Origin of the sequence: Bacillus cereus (genome assembly GCF_025917685.1) — a bacterium.
Taxonomy (GTDB): Bacteria; Bacillota; Bacilli; order Bacillales; family Bacillaceae_G; genus Bacillus_A; species Bacillus_A cereus_AT.
Genome location: NZ_CP089518.1, coordinates 4,982,161 through 5,003,278 on the forward strand (window position 1 = coordinate 4,982,161; position 21,118 = coordinate 5,003,278).

Below are 21,118 nucleotides of genomic sequence, written 5' to 3' on the forward strand. Positions count from 1 at the left end.
CATTTACACATCTTAAATACTTAATTATTTTCAAGATAATTATTCAAATTTTTAAATAGTGACTTTCTATTAAATTCACTATCATCACATTCATCCTCATTAATTACTGTATTTAGCATAATATGATCTAAACCATTCAGAATTTCTGATTCTTTATTCTTACAATGAACAGATAGACTATACGAATTTAGCGTCTCAAATAAATAACCATAGTTAATATCATTAATACAGAATATAGGCTTTTTTAATGCTATATAGTCATATATTTTAGTTGTCGGCTCGTAAGGATGTCCTCCAGATACAATTAAAGTTATGTCACTTGCCTTAACATATTCTAAAGCCTTTTTATAAGGTACAAATCCTGTTTGAACAACATAAGGTCTTATAGCTGGATTATTATCCAAATAATTTTGAATTTCTTCCTCTTGCTGACCAACATGTATAAAGTACATTTTTTCTTCGTTCTTTTGATTATACTTATCCAATGCTGCTAGGAAATTTAGTGGTTTTCTAAATCCTCCAAATTTCCCTGTATAAACGATTTTTCTTCCTGGTAAATTTAATTCCATATCATTGATATCAGTAAAATCCTCAGGATCGTATCCATTTGATATTGTAATAAATTTATTTTCCTCGATAGATTTATAATGATTTTTATACATATTAGTTGCATCTTCTGTGACATTGATAATTACATCCGCATTTTTTATAACATAGGGTTCTAAAATACCAGATATAACTTTTCGTATTTTTGAATTATTATAAGGTGTTAATAGCCATGGATCTCTAAAATCTAACACATATGGTATTTTACTATATTTTTTTATTATCGGTGCTACTACCCAGTGAAAGAATGGGCCACCCGTATAAAAAATATAGTCAAACTTTTCATTCTTAATTACCTTTTTTATATTATGATATAAATCTACTGCCCAATATAATCCTTCTTCCTTAAAGCTAGTAAATTGACTATATCTTTTCGTCTTAATAACCTTTACTTCAGATGGTATTTCATTTTCTTTATCGTAATCTAATTGGCTTTGATCATAATATTTTTCATTTACAGTAACAACAGTAACATCCCAACCAAATCTACTAAAATATTTCACTAATTTTGTCATTCTTACTGCACCTACTCCACCAAACGGTGGAAAGTAGTAAGCTACAATAAGTATCCTTTTCACTATAAATCACCTAAATTCTAGATTTTTTTCAAAACTTATTACAAAACATTAATGATCTGCCATATCATTTTTTCTACTGACATTAATAAGCAATAAAATCAAGAAACAATGCTGGGCCATATAATCACTACTTAAGTTTGCTATTGAGTTATTAGAATTAATCATTAAGGTCAGAAATATAAAATTAACCATTGTATAAAAATCTTTATGTCGCCAAAATAAATAAATAGGATAAAAGAATATACAAATGTAGATAATTAAAGTCCCTAAAATTCCATAGTCATATGCTAACATAATTAATGGGTATTCAAAGTTAGAAGCTCCTCCCCCTAATTCCAGAGCTTTTTCTCTAGAAGAATTGGCTCCGCCTCCATAAAAGAATTCTGGTAACTCAGTACTACTACTGTTTGCTAGTAATTCCAACAAATCATTTCTTCCAGATGAAATATTACCAGTTGTAACACCTTCTACAAATCGCTGCTTCAAATTATTCTCAAATAAATCCGAATTATATATAACTAAAAATAAAGAAGCAATTCCAATATAGTAAAGAAATTTATATTTCTTTACATTCGAATAAAGAATAAGCAATATAACAAATAACACTAAGGCTGTTTTACTGCCACATAACACCAATCCAACCATCGTTATAAATGTAATTAAATACTTATTCATTAAATAGCCTACTTTTACCGCATAAATATTATTCATTATATAAAATATTAAAAAATATTTAGCATTTGTTAAAGGATGACCTGCAAATGAATAAAATCTATAAATACCAGAAAGATTTTCTTTAATAATTAATAAATCGTACCCTTCTCCTTTAAATACCGTGGATGCTAATGTTAATTGTATTGCGCTTTTTGTAATAACATCTACAATACCAGATAAAAATAAAATGAGAATAAAAAAGTTAAATATATACAAAAACACCTTAAGCGCCTTCAATGCTTCTTCATGTTTCAACTTAATACCAACTAAAAACAATGGCATTAATAAATTAACAAACGTAAATACTGTATATACAGAAGGATATGACCAAATCGTATTCATACTAAAAATTACAATGATTGAAAAGAATGATACTATAAAAAGAATAAAAGGATTTATCCTTTTATGTAATACTGATGACAAGAAATATATTCCACCAAATATTAAAAAAAGTATATTAACAGTACTGATTGAGGAACCAAAGATTTTTCTGGTCGTTTCATTTAATACAAATAAGGCAATACAAAAGATAATTGAATAGTTAATAGTAAACTCCTTTTGTCTTTTAGTAGCATCTATCGATGGATAAAACGTCTGCATCCCATTTATAATCTCCTTCATGTTCATCTTTTAAGTATTTCTTACTATATTTCTAAAAAAAGATAGATAAGATTATAAAAAGCACAATAAATATAAGTTATGTTTATCGTGCTTTTCATAATTCCTTTACATTCCATTTTACTAGAATAAATTTCTATACAAGTATCTATTTTAATAACATTGACTATACTATTAAGTAATTCATGCCGAATATTGTTTAACAATAGCCTTTTTAAAGAAATAGTTATTAAAAAAGATAGTTATCAGGTATGTTAACATTGTTGCAAAAGCTGCACCTACAACATCAAATTTCAAAATTAATACTATGTTCAATACAATATTGATTATAAATGTGCAAATACTCGTATAAAAATTATAATCGATTCTTCCAATACTAAGCAACGTTATACCTTTAGGAGAATACAAGCTCCAACATAGCATACCTACTAAAAGAATTCGAAAATAAGTAATAGAATTAGTATATTTTTCTCCAAATACAATCGGCATAAATATGGGCACTATAAAATAAGTTGCAATAAATAAAATCGACATCAGCATTCGCATGCGTTTTTGATAAGAATTTAAAAGCTCTATGATTTTTTGTTTATTTTGCGACTGCTCAGATAAATAAGGGATCATAATTTGATTAAGTGTATTAGGGATGATCATCATAGAAGTAATAATTAATTGAGCTATCCCATAATAACCTATTTCAGCACTACTTTTGCTCATATAGCTTAGTAAAAGTATATTAAGAGAAATTACAAGCTGTCCCATTAAATTAGTTACAAAAGACACCCCTGAAATACTTAATAGTTTTAAAATATAAACTTTACTAATTTTAATTTCTCTCAATTTTACTAATTTAGCTTTCAATAATGAGAAGCATAAGAAAGTAGCTACTATATTCGAAAATACAATTCCCATCACATAGCCATATAATCCAAAGAAATATGCAGCTAAAGTACTTACTACAATAACCATTACTTTAGTTTTACTTTGGATTTTGGACATAGCATGAACCTGTTTCTGTGATTGTAAATAGAATATAGCAAAAGTATTCATTACTAGAAAAGGCACCTGGATACTGTAAAATTTCATCGCATTGTTTATTTCATTATTCTCCGAAAAGAGACCTAAAAATGCTAGCAGTATTACAACAACTGTAGTAAATAATGAAATAACAATACTAAATTTGAAACCATTCACAAATAAAATATCTTTCTCCTCATCACTGATTTTCTCTGAACATAATTTTAGTATCGCTACATTGATCCCAAGACCTGCAATGAGAATAATAATACCTAGAAAGGATTGAAGAACTTTTATTTTACCAATCTCTTCAACCGAAAGTATCCTTGTTAAAAATATTTGTCCACCAAAACCAGCTATCTGTAAAAGCATATTTGCACTTAATAAATGTAGAAATCCAACTTTTTTAGCCTTTTGCAGCATTGATTTAAAAAGCCTCAATAACTCTCCAGTTTGAAATTTTTCTTTTAATTTAATAATCATTTCTTTTCCCATTCAATCTTCCCCGATTTAAGTATTATGTTTCACTAAGATTTGATTATACTTATTAAGTTCCTTACTAGCTATAATATCCACAGAAAATTGATTTTTAACTCTATCCATTAAATAATCCATATCCTGATTTTCCTGAATTACCTCTACAACTTTCCGTACAAAGTTCTCTTCAAATCTTTCTCCATCACTAACAATATAGTTTTGATCACCAATCGCTTCTGGTATTCCTCCTTGATTACTTCCAATAACCTTGATACCACACGCATGTGCCTCTAAAATTACATTGCCCCAACCTTCATTTCTACTTGGTAACAGCATAATATCCATTAAATTTATGTATTTATTTACTTCGTCCGGATTAATCTTACCCGTAAAATATATATTTAATTGAAATTCTTCACTTATCTTCTTAATTTCTGCTGATAATTTCCCATCTCCTATAATTAAAAAAGATACCTCTTCATGATATGCTTTTTTTATTTCATTAAATATATAAGGTAGTCTATCAGCCCTCTTAACTTCAACTAAATTCCCTACAAATCCAACTACTTTGCCACTCAAACTTAATTGTTCTTTCAATTTTTTATTCTTATTAACTTCTATCGGATAAAAGTTACTTATATCAACACCGTTAGGTAATACTAAATAATTATCTTTATTATAACCGATATTATATGCACTATCCCTTAAGCCTGAACTTACAAAAAAATTGTTAGAAGAGTTGTTTAGTATTTTCAAAGTTTTTCTTCTTATTTTTTTACTATTTCTCGGCAATGTATGAATATCACTCCCGTGTAAAGTTACAGTATAAGGTGTTTTAAAAACTTTATTAAAATAGTATGCTACTCCCCCTTGTGGATAACACCAATGAGCACTTATAAGATCAAATTTTTTAATTTTTTTTCTACTAGATATAATTAAATTTATAAATGTCGGGAAATCCACTCCGAATTTTAATGCAATCTTTCTGAATACAGTATTCTTAATGTATTTATTCTCATATCTAATTCCCTCATAGACAAAATATTCTTCTTTCTTTTTCTTAATTCTTTTGTTAAATAATTTCTTTACTAAACTCATAAAGGCACCATCATAATACTTTAAACAATAAACTTCATATTCATTAAGATATGGTACCAATGATTTTATTCTTTGATGTGTTGCGTTAAATAAGCCTGTTTTATTTCTCTCATCCATATTAACAATAAAAAGAATATTTTTATGAGAATTTTGCACAGGAACACCTCCTATACTCCACAATTAATTTACTATACTAACTTGTAGGATACATTCAAAATTTAAAAACTCTTGTATTTTACTTACTTGTTTCTGTATTTTTTCCATAGAAAAAACACAGAAACAACAAAAATAAAAGAAATTCGGTTCAAATTATATACAAAATATAGGTCATATAAATAACTTATATATTTGAAAAGATAATTTAGAGAGCTACCTACATGCTTTAAAAATATATTTTCAAATTAGAGTAATAGGCTATTTTCTAATAAAAAACAGCCTAAATACTCCACCCTAGATAAATTGCTACAGTAATACTACCACTTTTTGAGCATATTAATTTAGAAATCACTCAAAATAAGTACCCTCTAGTAAGGTATTAATTAATCCATGAATCCTCTAGTATCAATAACTATTTTTTCTTTCAACATATTTTTATCAATAGCTTTAAAAACATCATGATCTACTAACAGTAATATAATATCAGATTTTGTAATAGCTTCTTCTAAAGTCATTAATGTAACATTTTCTCTATCTAAATTTATTGGTAGACTTGTTATATGTGGCTCTACAATACTAATTTCCCCTATATTTAGATTAGATAAATGTTTTACAATCTCTACAGATGGACTCTCACGCAAATCATCAATATTTGCTTTAAAAGCTAAGCCTAAACAAGCAATAACTGGTGCTTTAAAGCGCTCTGCTTTTTCTCTAACTTTATCTACAATATATCCTGGTTTATAATCATTTACTATTCTTGCTGTATGAATTAATTTTGCTTCTTCTGGAGCAGCATCTACAATAAACCAAGGATCAACCGCAATACAATGTCCTCCAACACCAGGACCTGGTTGTAAAATATTTACACGCGGATGACGGTTTGCTAAACGAATGAGTTCCCAAACATTAATATTTAACTTATCACAAATTAATGATAACTCGTTCGCAAATGCAATATTTACATCGCGGAATGAGTTCTCTGTTAACTTCGCCATCTCTGCCGTTCTTGCATTTGTATCAAGGATATTCCCTTTTACAAATTGCTTATAAAATTCTACTGTACGCTTTGTAGATTCATGATCTAATCCACCAATAATACGGTCATTCTCTACTAATTCTCTTAAAATATGTCCTGGTAATACACGTTCTGGGCAGTGTGAAATATAAATTCTACCTTTTTCACCATGTAACCCTTCTGTCGTTGTTAGATCTGGGCGTTCTTCTAAAATCCATTCAGCGACTTTTTCAGTTGTACCAATTGGACTTGTAGATTCAAGAATGACAATATCTCCATTCTTAACAACAGGTGCAATAGTCTTTGCAGCTGCTTTTACGTATGTTAAATCTGGTTTATGTTCGTCTTGAAATGGTGTTGGAACTGCTAAAATAAAAATATCAGCTTCTACCGGTTCTATACCTGCTTTTAACTTTCCACTCTGTACTGCCGCTTTTACTAAAATATCTAAATCCGGCTCATAAATATGTACTTTTCCGCTGTTAATCATTTCGACCGCTTTTTCATTTACATCTACACCATGTACTTGAAAACCTTTAGTTGCTAATAAACTCGCTGTTGGTAAACCAATATAGCCTAATCCCATTACACAAATTTTTTTATCCATTGTTTTTTCAACCTCTTTTTCTCGAAATTTATTTCTTAAGATGCATTATTTGAATTAATCATGACTTGAATTGTTTTAAATATGATTTTCAAATCATAAATAACCCCTCTTTTCTGTATATACTCTAAATCTAGTTCTACCATCTCTTTAAATCCAACACTATTTCTCTCAGTGACTTGCCAAAGCCCTGTACATCCTGGCGTAATAAGTAATCTCTGTTTATCATAAGAAGTATACTCTCTCACTTCTCTTAGAAGCGGTGGACGTGGTCCAACCAAACTCATGTCACCTTTTAAAACATTTAATAATTGCGGTAACTCATCAATACTTGTTTTACGAATAAATTTACCGATTTTTGTAACACGAGGATCATCTTTCATTTTAAACATTGCACCAGATACTTCATTATGTTGTAATAAATCCTTCAACTTCTCTTCCGCATCAGTGACCATAGAGCGGAATTTATACATACCAAATTCTTGTTCATTTTTCCCCACTCGGGTTTGCTTGAATAAGATTGGACCTTTTGGATCTTCTAACTTAATGAGTAGTGCAACGATAAGAAAAACAGGCGAAAGGAAAATAAGACCACATAATGCTCCTACTACATCCATTAAACGTTTCATAAATAAATACAACCATCTTTGATTTACCTCTTCAGCAGCAAGTAATTCTTGTTTTTTTATAGTTTCCTCCGATACCTTTATTAAGGCCACTGCTATCCCACCTCACTTTTTATACATGTACACTTTCTTTTTGTACAAGTTCATTCATATAACTCATCAATTCTTCTTTCAATTCTTCATTTTGAAGTGCCATTTCAATCGTCGTCTTAATAAACCCGAACTTCTCCCCAACATCATAACGAGTTCCTTCAAAGTCATACGCGAATACTCGTTGGATTTCATTTAATCGTTGAATCGCATCTGTCAATTGAATCTCTCCACCAGCACCTGTTTGTTGGTTCTCAAGAAACGTAAAAATCTCCGGTGTTAATATGTAACGACCCATAATTGCTAAATTTGATGGTGCTGTACCTTGAATCGGCTTTTCAACAAATTGACGCACTTGGTAACGACGGTCATTTCGTTCAACTGGATCGATAATACCGTAACGATGCGTCTCATTTTCTGGCACTGTTTGTACACCAATAACTGATGATTGTGTACCTTCATATTGATCCATCAACTGACGTAAGCAAGGTGTTTTAGCTTGCACAATATCATCACCAAGTAATACCGCAAATGGCTCATTACCAATAAATTTACGAGCACACCATACCGCGTGACCTAATCCTTGCGGCTCTTTTTGTCTTATGTAATGAATGTTAATTTTTGAAGATGCTTGTACTTTCTCAAGCATTTCATATTTCCCTTTTTCTAAAAGGTTTTGTTCCAATTCAAAAGAATGGTCAAAATGATCTTCAATTGCGCGTTTTCCTTTTCCAGTTACAATAATAATATCTTCAATTCCAGATTCAATTGCTTCTTCTACAATGTACTGAATCGTCGGTTTATCAACGATAGGTAACATTTCTTTCGGCATCGCTTTCGTCGCTGGTAAAAACCTTGTCCCCAGTCCAGCGGCTGGAATAATCGCTTTTTTTACTTTTTTCAAGTTTTGTCCCCCTAATAAGTATTGTTTTATCTATATGTAACAATAACAAAAACCCTACCTATAGAGTCATTTTTATAACTCCATAGGTAGAGTTTCTATTATAAATAAATTATGGGCATCTAACCCATCCTCACGCCATACTCCCGACGACAAGCGTCTAAGGTAGGCTCGAAATAAAAATTTCTACCCACAGCACGACCGAGTGCCCCCATTGATAACGGTTAGGAGACATCACCAGAGCTCTTCAATTAAAAAATACCAAACAATTTTTTACGACGAATTTGTTCTGGATCTTCTTTATAAATTACTTTTCCGCTAATTAATAAATACGGATTTTCTTTTAAATCGCTCATAACGCTCATTCCAAATTCTTTTCCGATTAACTCGTAGCTTTCTCCTAAATGGAACCCTCTTGATGTCGTGTTATGCGCATCAGATGCGATCATATGCGTTAAATTATGTTCAACGAGTTGTAGTGAGAATTTTTTTATCTTTTTGCCAAACTTCCCTAAAAGACTTCCTGCCGTCACTTGTGTTAATGCACCTTTATTTACAAGGTTATATAACTTATCTGGTCGCTCAATTAGTTCAGCATTACGTTCCGGATGAACGATAATTGGAATCATTCCTTTAACACGTAATTCATATAATAGTTGCTCTGCATAGCGAGGTACATGATTAGATGGAAACTCAATTAATATGTATTTATTCGTTTCGTTTAAAGTAACGATTTTACCAGCTTCATAGTCTTCAAGTAAATCACCATATAATCTGACCTCTTGCCCTGGCAAAATTTTGAGTGGAATATCATGTTGTTGTAGTTCATCATTTAATTGTTTCACTTGATGAATAATAGAAGTACGTTCATTTACATATTTTCCATTTTGATGGTGTGGTGTAGCGACAATTGTGTGAATTCCTTCTTGAACAGCTTTTTGTGCCATCGCTAAACTATCTGTTACTGTTTGCGCACCATCATCGATGCCAGGTAAAATGTGACAATGTAAATCAATCATTCTTCTCATCCTCCCTCTCGTATAAAAATCTTTTTTCCCTTGAATATGAGACATGTCTCATATTCAAGGGAAAAAAGGAGATATGTTCTGGTCATATCTCACTTTTTAATTAGTTTGCACCGTAGTAATAATATGAGCCTTGTTCACTTTCACGATCGTTCAGAACAACGCCTAACAATTTACCTTTTGCAGATTCTAATAATCCTTTTGCCTTTACCGCTGTTTCCTTTTCTGTCGATTCACTACGAACGACAAGAATAGATGCATCACATACATTCGCCATAATTTGCGCGTCTGTTACAGCCAAAATTGGCGGTAAATCAAAAATAACTAAATCATACATGCTATACGCTTGAGCAAGAAGTTCTTGCATCGATTTCGAACCTAATAATTCCGCTGGATTAGGCGGGATTGGGCCACACGCTAAAAAGTGCAAATTATCTACAGCTGTCGTTTGTACACATTTCTCTAAACGTTCACTATGTGTTAATACGTTCGTTAATCCGAAAATATTATCAACTTGGAACATTTGATGCATTGCCGGTTTACGCATATCTGCATCAATTAATAATACTTTTTTGCCTTGTTGAGCGAAAACAACTGCCATATTGGCTGTCGTCGTCGTTTTACCTTCACTCGGGTTCGCAGATGTTACCATCAGTGAATGTAAGTTGGTATCAACAGACGCAAACTCAACGTTCGTTCTAATATTACGATATTGTTCTGAAATTGGTGATTTCGGTTGTTGATGAGCAATTAATTGACGACGTTGACGATGATTTTTTTTCTTTTTAAATAAACTTTTAAGAACCAATTGTCTGTCCCCTCACTTTTCTTGATGATGGAGCATGTGATTTCACGCTTGCTGTTTCTTCATCCATACGTGCTACAATACCTAACACCGGTAAGCCAAGTAAATTTTCTACATCTTCTTCTTTTTTCACTGTGTTATCTAAGTATTCTAGTAAGAATGCAAGACCAACTGCAGCCATTAAGCCAATAACGAAAGCAATTGCTACGTTTAACATTGGACGTGGTTTAATTGGTGATTGATTTTCCCCAACTTCCGCTTTCGATAATACCGTTACGTTATCGACATTCATAATTTTTGCAACTTCACCTTTAAATACATCTGCTGTTGCATTTGCAATATCACGCGCTACTTTTGGATCTTTATCCTCGGCTGTTACAGAAATGACCTGTGAATCTTTTTCATTCGCAACATTAACCTTCTTTGTTAAATCTTGCGCTGTCATATTTAAATTTAATTTTTCATTTACTTGATCTAAGATTACTGGACTTTTAATAATAACCTTATATGTATTCGTTAATTGAATATTTGTTTGAACTTCACCAGCTTGAATCATTGCTCCTTCTTGCTTTTTCTGGTTTACAAGAATTTGCGTTGAAGATTGATAGATTGGTGTCATAAAGAAGAAGCTAATGATAGCACTTACTATAGCTGCACCAAAGGCGATTACGAGGATCATTGCTAAACGTTTTTTTAAGATATAAAATAACTCTTTTAAACTAATTGTTTCTTCCATAAGTTCCTCCAACTTTCTAAAATTTGCACATAAGAAAAATTATAACATATAATCTTACATTTCTTTTATTTTAGTAATATCTACGTACGATTGTTATTTGAAAACATATATAATCTTACAAAATAATCTTAAATTTGACAACACATTCCATAAAATTTCCAAAATTTATATTTTATCATATTTTTTATATAAACAAATGAAAAATTTTAAAACAATTCAAAAAAGCCAACAAAATACTTATTGGCTTTAAAATTTATTATATCATACATTTTTTCTAATAATATCCATATCGTTCCTTTTCTTCTCTCTTGTCATTTAGTACAACACCAAGCAGTTTACCAGACGCCTTGTCTAAAATTTGTTTCGCTTTTACTATATTATCTTTTTCTGTTTGTTCACTGCGCACGACAAGTATGACTCCATCACATTTGTTCGCAAGTATTTGGGCATCGGTAACCGCAAGAACTGGTGGTGTGTCTACTAAAATAATATCAAACATGTTATAAGCTTCTAGTAATGCCTTGTCCATTACTCGATTTCCTAACAGTTCCGCTGGGTTTGGTGGTATTGGACCTGACGCCATTAAATATACGTTCTCTACATCTGTTTTTTGAATGCATTGCATTAATTTCGCTTGTCCTGATAATAAGCTCGTTAATCCATTTGAATGATGAATTGCAAATAAGTTTTGTATCGTCGGCTTACGTAAGTCAGCTCCGATTACTAAAACTTTCTTTCCTTGTTGACCGAAAACAACTACTAAGTTTGCAATTTTCGTGGTCTTTCCATCACCTGGATCTGCTGAAGTGACAACGATAGAACGAATATGATTATCTACAGATGTAAATTCAATATTTGTACGAATGTTACGGTATTGTTCTGCAATACGCGATTTAGGCTCCTTATGTGTAATTAATTGTTTTAATGGCTTTCTTTTCTTTCTCCCGAACATGTTCTAGTCTCCTTTTTTAAGTGCGACCTGTTCCCCCTATTTCTATATGCTCGATATACACGCCCATTTCATTCGTAATCGATATATTACGCTTATTTAACGTTTATTTATACTGTTAAATTCGTCCATTATTCCCCATATTTAACCATAACAAGTACCATTCTATTTTGTCCTATATAAAGTCCGTAACAATATGACAATAGCCTCATTTCTTTTATATCTTTATCATTTATCTCAAAAAAGAGATAAATGATAAAGATATACTATGGTAATTCCAATTGGTTTGTATTTTTGCATTTACATCGATATATATCGTAAATAAAAAAACTTCTTGTACAAATACAAGAAGTTTTTTTATTCTATCTATTCTTTTTTATCACCAATTGCAAAAGTAATTTCTGCTTCACATGCAACTTCACCATCTACTGTTGCAATAGCTTTTCCTTTTCCAATTGGGCCACGTACGCGTGTCATTTCTACTTCTAGACGAAGTTGATCACCGGGGCGTACTTGTTTTTTGAAGCGACAGTTATCAATGCCTGCAAAGAAAGCAAGTCTTCCACGATTTTCTTCTTTCTTTAATACAGCAACTGCTCCAACTTGTGCTAATGCTTCTACAATTAACACGCCTGGCATAACTGCATAATCAGGAAAATGTCCATTAAAGAATTCTTCGTTCGCAGTTACATTTTTAATTCCGATCGCTTTCTTACCTTCTTCTACTTCCAAAATTTTATCAACGAGTAAGAATGGATAGCGGTGCGGGATAATTTCTTTAATTTGTTCTATATTTAACATGTAACGATCGCTCCTTTTTCTAAAAAAAGATTGGTCTTACCACTAGGGTATAGTTTATTATCCCATTTTGTTAACTTTTTGTCATTATTAAACGGGGACTACATTATTTAGGGACTTCCTCCTCCCCACCTTAAAATTTTAAGATGGGAAGTTCATCACTCACTATACGAATCGGAACGGAACAATCGTTACATAAATAAGTTGTAAAAAATGCACACACTTTATTCTTAAGAAAAACTATATAACTAATTACTGCTGACACGGAAATAGAAAAAAGTGTGTGCCCATATTAGGGGAAAGAAATATGTATAAAAACATACTTTTCCTTAAGTGTCGTATTCTGCATTATTATATTACATGTGATTTCAAATAAGAAAACCCTAAATATAGTTGAATATATGTATATACATCATATTATCTCTATATTTCTTTATTATCCTTTGATTTTCTTAAAAATAAAAAATATATAAAAATAGAATTTGCACTCCATATACAATGGAAAACCTAGTAAACATAAGCTTCGTGTTCAAATTTCGCTCTGTAATACGCAAGATTTTTTTATTTTTATACTATTTTTTTAAAAACCAACCTTACTTATTCCCACTATAACGAAGAATGAGCCTGAAAACATAAAAAAACAAGTCGTGGACTTTTTTAAGCGTCCACGACTTGGAGTATAGTTCATATTCGTTCTCTTTATTTCAAAGCACGTCTTGGTAGTTTATCGATATTCTCTAACATAATACCTGTACCAACAGCAACACATTGCATTGGGTTTTCAGCAATTAATACTGGTACCTTTAATTCTTCAGCTAGAAGCATGTCGATACCGTGTAATAAAGCTCCTCCGCCTGTTAGAATCACACCGCGGTCGATAATGTCCGCAGATAGTTCTGGTGGTGTGCGCTCTAGTACGCCTTTTGCAGCTTGTACAATGATAGCTGCGTCTTCTTTTAGTGCTTCTGTAATTTCTTCAGAGCATACTGTAATTGTACGTGGTAAACCTGTTACCATGTCACGTCCGCGAATTTCAAGTTCTTCACTACGTGCACCTGGGAATACTGTACCAACTTTAATTTTAATGTCTTCCGAAGTACGTTCTCCGATTAATAGCTTATACTTACGTTTAATATAGTTTAAGATCTCCATATCAAACTTATCGCCAGCCATTTTGATAGAGGAAGAGGTAACAATATCACCCATAGAAAGTACGGCAATATCTGTTGTACCTCCACCAATATCAACAACCATGTTTCCGCTTGGTTGGAAGATTTCCATACCAGCACCAACTGCGGCTACTTTTGGTTCTTCTTCTAAAAATACTGTTTTCCCACCTGAACGTTCAGCAGCTTCACGAATTGCTTTTTGCTCTACAGATGTGATATTTGTTGGACAACAAATTAAAATGCGAGGTTTTGAAAAGAAGCTTTTTACGTCCAATTTGTTAATGAAATACTTTAACATTGCTTCTGTAATTTCGAAATCTGCGATTACACCATCTTTAAGTGGACGAATTGCTACAATATTACCAGGCGTACGTCCCACCATACTTCTTGCTTCTTCACCTACTGCTAATACTTTCCCACTATTACGATCAATTGCCACAACAGATGGCTCATTTAATACAATACCCTTACCTTTAACATGAATTAATACATTAGCCGTACCTAGGTCAATTCCGATATCTCGCGCAAACATTCCCGTCTTTTCCTCCTCGATATTCAAAATCAGGTTACACCCGAATTCTTTTACACCTAATTTCTGATTTTATCATAAATTTAACAGAAACGTAATATTCGCAAAAAGAATTCTTCTGAAAAATATTACCGAATTTGCAAGGAATGTTTGCTTTCTTGTATTTATTGACGTACAGGCTTTTCTGTATCTTCTTTACGATACTTCTGCTTTGTTGCTTCTCCACCTCTTAAATGACGAATAGACTTATGATAATCAAGAATTTCCTTCACTTCATTTGCGAGCTCTGGATTAATTTCTGGCAAACGCTCTGTTAAATCTTTATGGACTGTACTCTTTGATACCCCAAACTCCTTTGCAATTACACGCACTGTCTTTCTTGTCTCCACGATATACTTGCCAATCTTGATAGTTCTCTCTTTGATGTAATCGTGCACACCACTCGCCTCCCTAAATTGGATGTGAGAAGTGTGAAATGAGACTCGCTGCATACGACTAAGAAGTAAATGTGAGTGCTGTTTGTAAGCGTTAAACATTCTTGGATTTATAATGAAATGATTCACGATTTCTCACCTCAAACACTCTCTTTGCTTTGGTTTATACCATTGTATTGCTCGCACTACTGATATATGCTACATGTTCACTATTTTTGCGGACTAAGTTAAGAAAAATTACGTTTTTTTGTGAGAAATACGTTAAAGTTGACAATTATGGCAAAAAAAATGACACCTTTTTATAAAAGGTGTCACTCTTCTCGGTCACAATCTTCTTTCAACAACTGATGGTGGGGAACTTCCTTCTTACCGGCAATATAATAATATAAAGCGAATAAAACAAACAATAAAATAATAGCAATCGACAGAACAGATAAAAATGACACAGTATCCCCTCCCTTTTGTAATATATATTCGAGAATCTCGTCATTTTTCCTTGTTATTGCAACTTTTTTCTCGAAACTAATTATTTTTATATAAAAATGAAAAAATCAGCTCTCTAGTGAGAACTGATCTTTTCATTTTATTATTCTTGTGAAGAAGAATCGTTAGATGATTCTGTAGAACCATTCGTTGATTTTTCCTCTTTTTGAGATTTCTCATCTTGCTTGCTGTTCGTCTCTTTGTCACTAGTTGAACCGCTCGTTGATTTCTCTTCTTTTTGAGATTTATCTTCTGTTTTACTTTCTGGTTTCGTGCTTGTTGACTTTTCTTCTTTTTGAGATTTGTCATCAGCTTTTTTACCAGAAGCATTTGTCGCCTTTGCAGCACCTGCATCAGCTTTAATTTCTGCTACTGATTTATTTAAATAACGCTCAGGGTTCACAGCCACATTGTCTTTACGCACTTCAAAGTGAACGTAAGAACCTGCATCTTTATTCATTGCACTTAGACCTGATTTTCCTAACACTTCACCTTGCGCAACTCTTGCACCTTTTTCTACTTTCACACTACCTAAGCTTTGATAAGATGCTGCTACACCATTTCCACTATCTACTGTTACAACATAACCAAGAAGTGAATCTTTTTCAGCTTTCGTTACTGTACCACTTAAAGCAGCTGTCACATCAAATTCTTTTCCGTTCTTCGCAGCAATGTCGATTCCTTTATTAGGGGAATATGTGTTGTTATAAAAGACAAGTGCTTTTTCTTGTTCCGCCTCTGATGCTGCATCTTCATAGAATTTCTTCTGTACTACTACTTCTGCATTTGCTGCAGCTGGCATTTTCACTACTTCTGAAGACTTTGTTACTGGTACTGCTGGATTTTCCGTTTGTGTATACGGTGTTGCTTGATCTTGGTTCGGAGCTTTCTTCGGATTAGCTCCTTGGAACCATAGTGCAACCATTAAGATTACCGCTGCACAAGCAATATATAGTGCCGGAAACACCCATCTTCTTTGAAATAAATGTACTACTTTTCGCGACTTTTTATTATTTCTTCCTCGCATTCCATCATCACCTCAGCAATCATTTTGAACAATATTCAAACATCCTATACAACCTATAACTAATTACTTTTCGACAAAATCTGTAAAAATATGTATAGGAATTGAAAAATTTCCGAGGAAATGATAGAAAAAGGAAAAAACTGAGCGTTTGAGCTCAGTTTTTAGTCCATTTGTTTCTTTCTATAAATGAAGAGCGTAATAACAAGTACTGCAACTAACCAAATAGTTATGTTCAATAAATTACTAGTAATTGCACTAAAACCTCCACCTTTTATAACACTGCTAACTGCAAGACCGATATGACGAGTTGGTAAATAATCGATTATTTTTGTAACGACTTCATTCTTCACAAACATTCCAATTAAATCACCGAAAAGAAATGTCATTAATATTGGTAATCCAATTGTTGATGTTTGCGGTACATTTTGAGCTAATAATCCGATACAAGTACCAATGAGATTAAATATTAACATTCCAAGAACAAAGATGAGTAATAATAATGCAAAATTACCTTCTAATTTACCTAAAATAAGTAGATTAATAAAACAGATTGCAACTGTAATCATACCTGTTAATGAACTTTTACCAATTAATACTTCAATAGATGATGCTGGTGATAGCATAAGAACACGAAGCGTATTTTTTTCCTTCTCTTCAGCGATAAGCATCGCCTGTACAAAACCTCCAACCATAACTAACGCCATCGCAGTTAACGTACTTGCTCCAACTTCTCTCATATTATCTGAACGACTAAATAATACCGAAAAGACAAGTGGCATTACCAACATAATTAAAGTTTGTGAATTCGTTTTAAAATCCTGTAACTCTTTCCGGAAAATCGCTGAAAATCGTCTCATTGAAAATGTCATTATAGTCCCCTCCCAGTAACTTCAATAAAGATATCGCCTAACGTTGGCTCATGTGAATGAATAGATAGTAATTCGCCCTTTTTCATCCATTCTGAAATGCGTTTTGCACCTAATTCATCTTTTTGCACGACTTCTTTTTGCTTATCTTTTAATACGACTTGTATTTGGTCCTTCGCGTATTGTAAACGCAGGTTTTCCGGTGTATCAAGAGCTACAATTTCTCCGCCGCACAGAAAGGCAATGCGGTTACAAAGTGTTTCTGCTTCGTCCATATTGTGCGTCGTTAAGAAAATCGTCGTTCCTTCTTTATTTAAGTCTTTTAAGATTTTATGAATGTTTTGTACGTTTACCGGATCAAGTGCGGATGTTGGTTCGTCTAAGAAGAGGATATCTGGTTTGTGAAGGATCGCTCTAGCTAATGTGACGCGCTGCTTCATTCCTTTTGATAATTTTTTTACTTGTGTTTTTTTATCATCTAATAGATTCACTTGCGATAGTACTTCATCAATTCGTTCTTTTTTACAATTGTATAAGTCGCAAAATAATAGTAAGTTATCATAGATGCTAAGTCTTTCATATAAGCCGCTATTGTCTGTTAAAATACCGATTCGTTTGTAATCGATGCTACTTGGTCCTGTAATGTCTTTCCCTAACACTTTTACAGTTCCAACGCTATGAAGTAATTGAGAAGTTAAAATCTTTACTGTTGTTGTTTTACCGGATCCGCTCGGTCCAAGGAATCCGAAAATTTCTCCTTGCTTCACCTCAATATTTACATTTCGAAGTGCTGTTTTTTCGTTGAAACTTTTCATTACATCTTTCATTTCAATTGCCAATGTCATTTCGTCATCCCCTTTGTTTTTCTTATATAGATGAAATTCGCTTTCGCAAGTTTCGATTTGGTTGTTTCGCTTTTCTTGACTCAATCATATGAAAAACAAAGGGTTTACGCAGTAAAATACCGGTAAAAGGAGTATTTTTACCGGTGAATGAATCGTATTTTGAGCTTATCGGAGCATTTTTATAGCCCAATTACTCCTTTTAATTCATCCATTCGTCCTTTTGAAAGCGGGATTGAACTTTTTCTTTCGTCATCCAAAATTAAGCTAAAACTGTTACGAGTCCAAGTAATGACTTCTCGTACTCTTTGTAAATTGACGAGGTACGAGCGATGGCATCTAAAGAATCCGAATCCTGTTAATCTCACTTCTAGTTCACTTAATGTTAATGCGCATACGAAATCTCCTTCGCGCACATGAATATGCGTCACTCCATTTTGCGTTTCAATGAAATGAATCTCCATTGGATCCAGTAAAATGATTTTATCGTTCACTTTCGCTGGTATTCTTTCAAGTTTCATTTGCGGAATCATTTGAACTACTTTTTCCTCATCAGCCTCTTCCACTTCTTCTTGCTCGATCTCTACTTTTTTTACACCGTCTTGATTTAATATGTACACATCCTCTGTTAGCGAAAGAGCGTCCGATAAGAAAGATGACGTAATAAAGATCGCCTTTCCTCGCTCTTTCATTTTCATAATCGCTTTCCGAATAATAATCGTACTCTCTGTATCTACATTTTGCTCTGGCTCTTCCAAAATAACTAAATCCGGATTATGAATCATAACTCGCCCAAGATGAAGACGACGTTTCTCTGAAAATGACAATTTTTCTATTTTAACGTTCAACTTATCTAGGAGACCAACATATTGCACTACTTCTTCCATACTTATATTTGATTCATAAAGCCCTAATAAAAACTTGAAGTATTCCTTCACCTTCAAACGGTCATATGCTTCATCTTTCAAAAAACAAAAACCGATGCGTGAATATACTTTCTTTCCAATCGGCTCCCCTTCAAATAACACACTGCCCGAAGAAGCCTCTTCTTCTCCGATAATAATGCGATGCAACACTTTAGCTGTATGGTTATTACACTGCAAAACAACACATTGTCCTTTTTCAACCTGCAGTTCAACTGCCGGTAACTGGTTCGTCTTCCCTAATTGTTTCAACTCCAATAACGCCATTCTGTCTCCCCCAAATGTTTTTATCTAATTATACCAAACAATTAATGGAAAATTATGATATTTAATACAATGTTTTTAAACTGTATCAACAAAGAAGGCTATCCATCAGGATAGCCTTCTCCTCTATTTTTGCTCCACCATATAAGTCTTGAGCTGATCACGAAGTGCTCTTTTCAGGAATTTTCCTACAGATGTTTTCGGAATTTCATTTACAAATAAAATATCATCTGGTATCCACCATTTCGGGAATTCGGCTTCTAATAAAGAATACAGCTCTTCTCTTTCTACTGCTTGTCCTTCTTTTAATACGACACAAGCAACGGGACGTTCTTGCCATTTTTCATGCGGAACTGCCACAACAGATGCTTCTAATACGTTATCGTGTGACATTAAAGCGTTTTCTAAATCTACTGAAGAAATCCACTCACCGCCGCTTTTAATTAAATCTTTCGTGCGATCAGCAATTTTAATAAATCCTTCCGAATCAACTGTAACGATATCTCCCGTATGGAGCCAACCATCTTTCATCGATTCCTCTGTACGCTCATCTTTATAATAGCTACCAGCGATCCATGGGCCTCTTAGACAAAGTTCTCCCATTTCTTCCCCGTCCCACTTAATTTCACCGTCTTGTCCAATCACTTTCATTTCTAGCCCAGGGAATAAATATCCTTGGCGAGAGCGCAAGTTATAATATTCTTCTTTCGGTAAATCGCGTTGATATGATTTCGGACAATTAATTACAACAGCAGGACTTGTTTCTGTCATTCCATATATTTGTCTAAATGCAATTTCATATTTCTCTTCATACGTACGAATCATACTTTGCGGAGCCGCTGATCCACCTGACCATATCGTTTTTACACTACTAATATCATATGGATGCTTTTCAAGTTCTTGTAATAAGCCAATCCAAATTGTCGGCACACCAGCCGTAATTGTTACTTTCTCACTTTCAATTAACTCCGCTAAAATTTCCGGTGTGAAATGCGGTCCTGGTAATACGAGTTTCGTCCCAAACCATGTACTCGCAAACGGTAATCCCCATGCATTAACATGGAACATTGGAACGACAGGCATACAAGTGTCTACTTCTGATATATTCCCGCCATCTGCAAGTCCAAGTGTATAACTATGGAGCGCAATACTACGGTGTGTGTAAACTACACCTTTCGGTTTTCCTGTTGTAGCTGATGTGTAGCACATACCGGCTGGTTCTTTTTCATCTAAATCTTTTACAAACGGAAATGTCTCATCGCCTTCTTCGAGTAATTGGTCATAATGATATGCTGGTGATAGTGTTGTGTGAGGTAGTTTATGATCGTCTGTCATAATAATAAAGGCTTTTATATGCGGGATTTCGTGTTGAATACGCTCTAATATAGGTACCATATCTTCATCGACAAGAATGATTTTATCTTCTGCATGATTAATAATATATGAAATGTGGTCAGCGGAAAGCCTTAAATTAATTGTATGTAACACCGCTCCGATTCCTGGAATCGCAAAGTATGCTTCCAAATGCCTATGATGGTTCCAAGCAATTGTCCCTACTTTATCCCCTTGTTCAATTCCCATTCGATTTAATACACTAGCAAGCCTTCTCGTCCGCTTTGCAATTTCTCCGTATGTTAATGTATGAATACGCGATGCAGTCCGTGAGACAACTTCCTTTTTCGAAAAATATTTCTCCGCTCGTTCCATCATGGATGGAATGAGAAGTGGTACATCCATCATCATTTTTCATTACCCCCTGTTATTATAT

The 21,118-nt window shown here is 33.2% G+C and carries 20 protein-coding genes; all 20 read right to left on the reverse strand.

Translation table 11 applies throughout. The features are described from left to right. Positions 1-20 precede the first annotated feature (20 nt). The 20 genes from LUS72_RS26050 to LUS72_RS26145 all read right to left on the reverse strand — a co-directional run bounded on the left by LUS72_RS26050 (position 21) and on the right by LUS72_RS26145 (position 21,093). Positions 21-1,184, reverse strand: a complete 1,164-nt coding sequence (locus LUS72_RS26050) for a glycosyltransferase (RefSeq protein ID WP_264448453.1) — start codon at positions 1,182-1,184, stop codon at positions 21-23. A 48-nt stretch (positions 1,185-1,232) separates the two neighbouring features. Next, complete coding sequence (locus LUS72_RS26055; RefSeq protein WP_264448454.1) at positions 1,233-2,498, reverse strand: hypothetical protein; 1,266 nt, start codon at positions 2,496-2,498, stop codon at positions 1,233-1,235. Between the two features lie 201 nt (positions 2,499-2,699). Continuing rightward, the gene (locus LUS72_RS26060; RefSeq protein ID WP_264448455.1) at positions 2,700-4,025 is read right to left on the reverse strand and encodes an oligosaccharide flippase family protein; all 1,326 of its coding nucleotides are present in this window, start codon (positions 4,023-4,025) and stop codon (positions 2,700-2,702) included. 15 nt (positions 4,026-4,040) lie between these two features. Then, positions 4,041-5,261, reverse strand: coding sequence for a glycosyltransferase (locus tag LUS72_RS26065; protein WP_264448456.1), 1,221 nt, complete (start codon positions 5,259-5,261; stop codon positions 4,041-4,043). A 383-nt stretch (positions 5,262-5,644) separates the two neighbouring features. Beyond that, the gene (gene wecC / locus LUS72_RS26070) at positions 5,645-6,886 is read right to left on the reverse strand and encodes a UDP-N-acetyl-D-mannosamine dehydrogenase (protein ID WP_264448457.1); all 1,242 of its coding nucleotides are present in this window, start codon (positions 6,884-6,886) and stop codon (positions 5,645-5,647) included. A 35-nt stretch (positions 6,887-6,921) separates the two neighbouring features. Continuing rightward, entirely contained in the window at positions 6,922-7,602 is a 681-nt protein-coding gene (locus tag LUS72_RS26075) for a sugar transferase (RefSeq protein WP_272502241.1), read from the reverse strand. 19 nt (positions 7,603-7,621) lie between these two features. Next, the gene (gene galU / locus LUS72_RS26080; protein ID WP_264448458.1) at positions 7,622-8,503 is read right to left on the reverse strand and encodes a UTP--glucose-1-phosphate uridylyltransferase GalU; all 882 of its coding nucleotides are present in this window, start codon (positions 8,501-8,503) and stop codon (positions 7,622-7,624) included. 248 nt (positions 8,504-8,751) lie between these two features. Next, a complete protein-coding gene (locus LUS72_RS26085; protein WP_264448459.1) occupies positions 8,752-9,519 on the reverse strand; it encodes a tyrosine-protein phosphatase in 768 nt (255 codons plus the stop codon). Positions 9,520-9,628: 109 nt separating this feature from the next. Then, positions 9,629-10,333: a CpsD/CapB family tyrosine-protein kinase gene (locus LUS72_RS26090; RefSeq protein ID WP_264448460.1), complete on the reverse strand. Its 705-nt coding sequence runs from the start codon at positions 10,331-10,333 to the stop codon at positions 9,629-9,631. Beyond that, the gene (locus LUS72_RS26095; protein WP_264448461.1) at positions 10,323-11,066 is read right to left on the reverse strand and encodes a YveK family protein; all 744 of its coding nucleotides are present in this window, start codon (positions 11,064-11,066) and stop codon (positions 10,323-10,325) included. Before LUS72_RS26095 ends, LUS72_RS26090 begins: the two co-directional genes overlap by 11 nt. A gap of 274 nt (positions 11,067-11,340) precedes the next feature. Then, entirely contained in the window at positions 11,341-12,018 is a 678-nt protein-coding gene (locus LUS72_RS26100) for a CpsD/CapB family tyrosine-protein kinase (RefSeq protein WP_264448462.1), read from the reverse strand. Between the two features lie 363 nt (positions 12,019-12,381). Beyond that, positions 12,382-12,816 (reverse strand): 3-hydroxyacyl-ACP dehydratase FabZ, encoded by a 435-nt coding sequence (gene fabZ / locus LUS72_RS26105; RefSeq protein WP_074532622.1) that lies wholly within the window; start codon positions 12,814-12,816, stop codon positions 12,382-12,384. 696 nt (positions 12,817-13,512) lie between these two features. After that, a complete protein-coding gene (locus LUS72_RS26110; protein ID WP_000457977.1) occupies positions 13,513-14,514 on the reverse strand; it encodes a rod shape-determining protein in 1,002 nt (333 codons plus the stop codon). A gap of 161 nt (positions 14,515-14,675) precedes the next feature. Continuing rightward, positions 14,676-14,948, reverse strand: coding sequence for a sporulation transcriptional regulator SpoIIID (spoIIID, locus tag LUS72_RS26115; protein WP_000544011.1), 273 nt, complete (start codon positions 14,946-14,948; stop codon positions 14,676-14,678). Between the two features lie 308 nt (positions 14,949-15,256). After that, positions 15,257-15,391, reverse strand: coding sequence for a hypothetical protein (locus LUS72_RS26120; protein ID WP_044738197.1), 135 nt, complete (start codon positions 15,389-15,391; stop codon positions 15,257-15,259). Between the two features lie 140 nt (positions 15,392-15,531). Further along, a complete protein-coding gene (locus LUS72_RS26125) occupies positions 15,532-16,455 on the reverse strand; it encodes a stage II sporulation protein SpoIIQ (protein ID WP_097832442.1) in 924 nt (307 codons plus the stop codon). Between the two features lie 161 nt (positions 16,456-16,616). Then, on the reverse strand, positions 16,617-17,324 hold the full coding sequence (locus tag LUS72_RS26130; protein WP_097832443.1) for an ABC transporter permease: 708 nt from the start codon (positions 17,322-17,324) through the stop codon (positions 16,617-16,619). Next, positions 17,324-18,166 (reverse strand): ABC transporter ATP-binding protein, encoded by an 843-nt coding sequence (locus tag LUS72_RS26135; RefSeq protein WP_097832444.1) that lies wholly within the window; start codon positions 18,164-18,166, stop codon positions 17,324-17,326. Before LUS72_RS26135 ends, LUS72_RS26130 begins: the two co-directional genes overlap by 1 nt. A gap of 179 nt (positions 18,167-18,345) precedes the next feature. Then, entirely contained in the window at positions 18,346-19,353 is a 1,008-nt protein-coding gene (locus LUS72_RS26140) for a LytTR family transcriptional regulator DNA-binding domain-containing protein (RefSeq protein WP_097832445.1), read from the reverse strand. A gap of 123 nt (positions 19,354-19,476) precedes the next feature. Further along, positions 19,477-21,093: a long-chain fatty acid--CoA ligase gene (locus LUS72_RS26145; protein ID WP_264448463.1), complete on the reverse strand. Its 1,617-nt coding sequence runs from the start codon at positions 21,091-21,093 to the stop codon at positions 19,477-19,479. Between the last annotated feature and the right edge of the window lie 25 nt (positions 21,094-21,118).

What these genes read in the sequence shown, in the direction of transcription:
- LUS72_RS26085 (WP_264448459.1), bottom strand. Translation starts at nt 9,519, where the DNA reads ATGATTGATTTACATTGTCACATTTTACCTGGCATCGATGATGGTGCG.
- LUS72_RS26130 (WP_097832443.1), bottom strand. Translation starts at nt 17,324, where the DNA reads ATGACATTTTCAATGAGACGATTTTCAGCGATTTTCCGGAAAGAGTTA.
- fabZ (WP_074532622.1), bottom strand. Translation starts at nt 12,816, where the DNA reads ATGTTAAATATAGAACAAATTAAAGAAATTATCCCGCACCGCTATCCA.
- LUS72_RS26110 (WP_000457977.1), bottom strand. Translation starts at nt 14,514, where the DNA reads ATGTTTGCGCGAGATATCGGAATTGACCTAGGTACGGCTAATGTATTA.
- wecC (WP_264448457.1), bottom strand. Translation starts at nt 6,886, where the DNA reads ATGGATAAAAAAATTTGTGTAATGGGATTAGGCTATATTGGTTTACCA.
- LUS72_RS26135 (WP_097832444.1), bottom strand. Translation starts at nt 18,166, where the DNA reads ATGACATTGGCAATTGAAATGAAAGATGTAATGAAAAGTTTCAACGAA.
- LUS72_RS26055 (WP_264448454.1), bottom strand. Translation starts at nt 2,498, where the DNA reads ATGCAGACGTTTTATCCATCGATAGATGCTACTAAAAGACAAAAGGAG.
- LUS72_RS26095 (WP_264448461.1), bottom strand. Translation starts at nt 11,066, where the DNA reads ATGGAAGAAACAATTAGTTTAAAAGAGTTATTTTATATCTTAAAAAAA.
- LUS72_RS26060 (WP_264448455.1), bottom strand. Translation starts at nt 4,025, where the DNA reads ATGGGAAAAGAAATGATTATTAAATTAAAAGAAAAATTTCAAACTGGA.
- LUS72_RS26140 (WP_097832445.1), bottom strand. Translation starts at nt 19,353, where the DNA reads ATGGCGTTATTGGAGTTGAAACAATTAGGGAAGACGAACCAGTTACCG.
- LUS72_RS26145 (WP_264448463.1), bottom strand. Translation starts at nt 21,093, where the DNA reads ATGATGATGGATGTACCACTTCTCATTCCATCCATGATGGAACGAGCG.
- LUS72_RS26125 (WP_097832442.1), bottom strand. Translation starts at nt 16,455, where the DNA reads ATGCGAGGAAGAAATAATAAAAAGTCGCGAAAAGTAGTACATTTATTT.
- LUS72_RS26100 (WP_264448462.1), bottom strand. Translation starts at nt 12,018, where the DNA reads ATGTTCGGGAGAAAGAAAAGAAAGCCATTAAAACAATTAATTACACAT.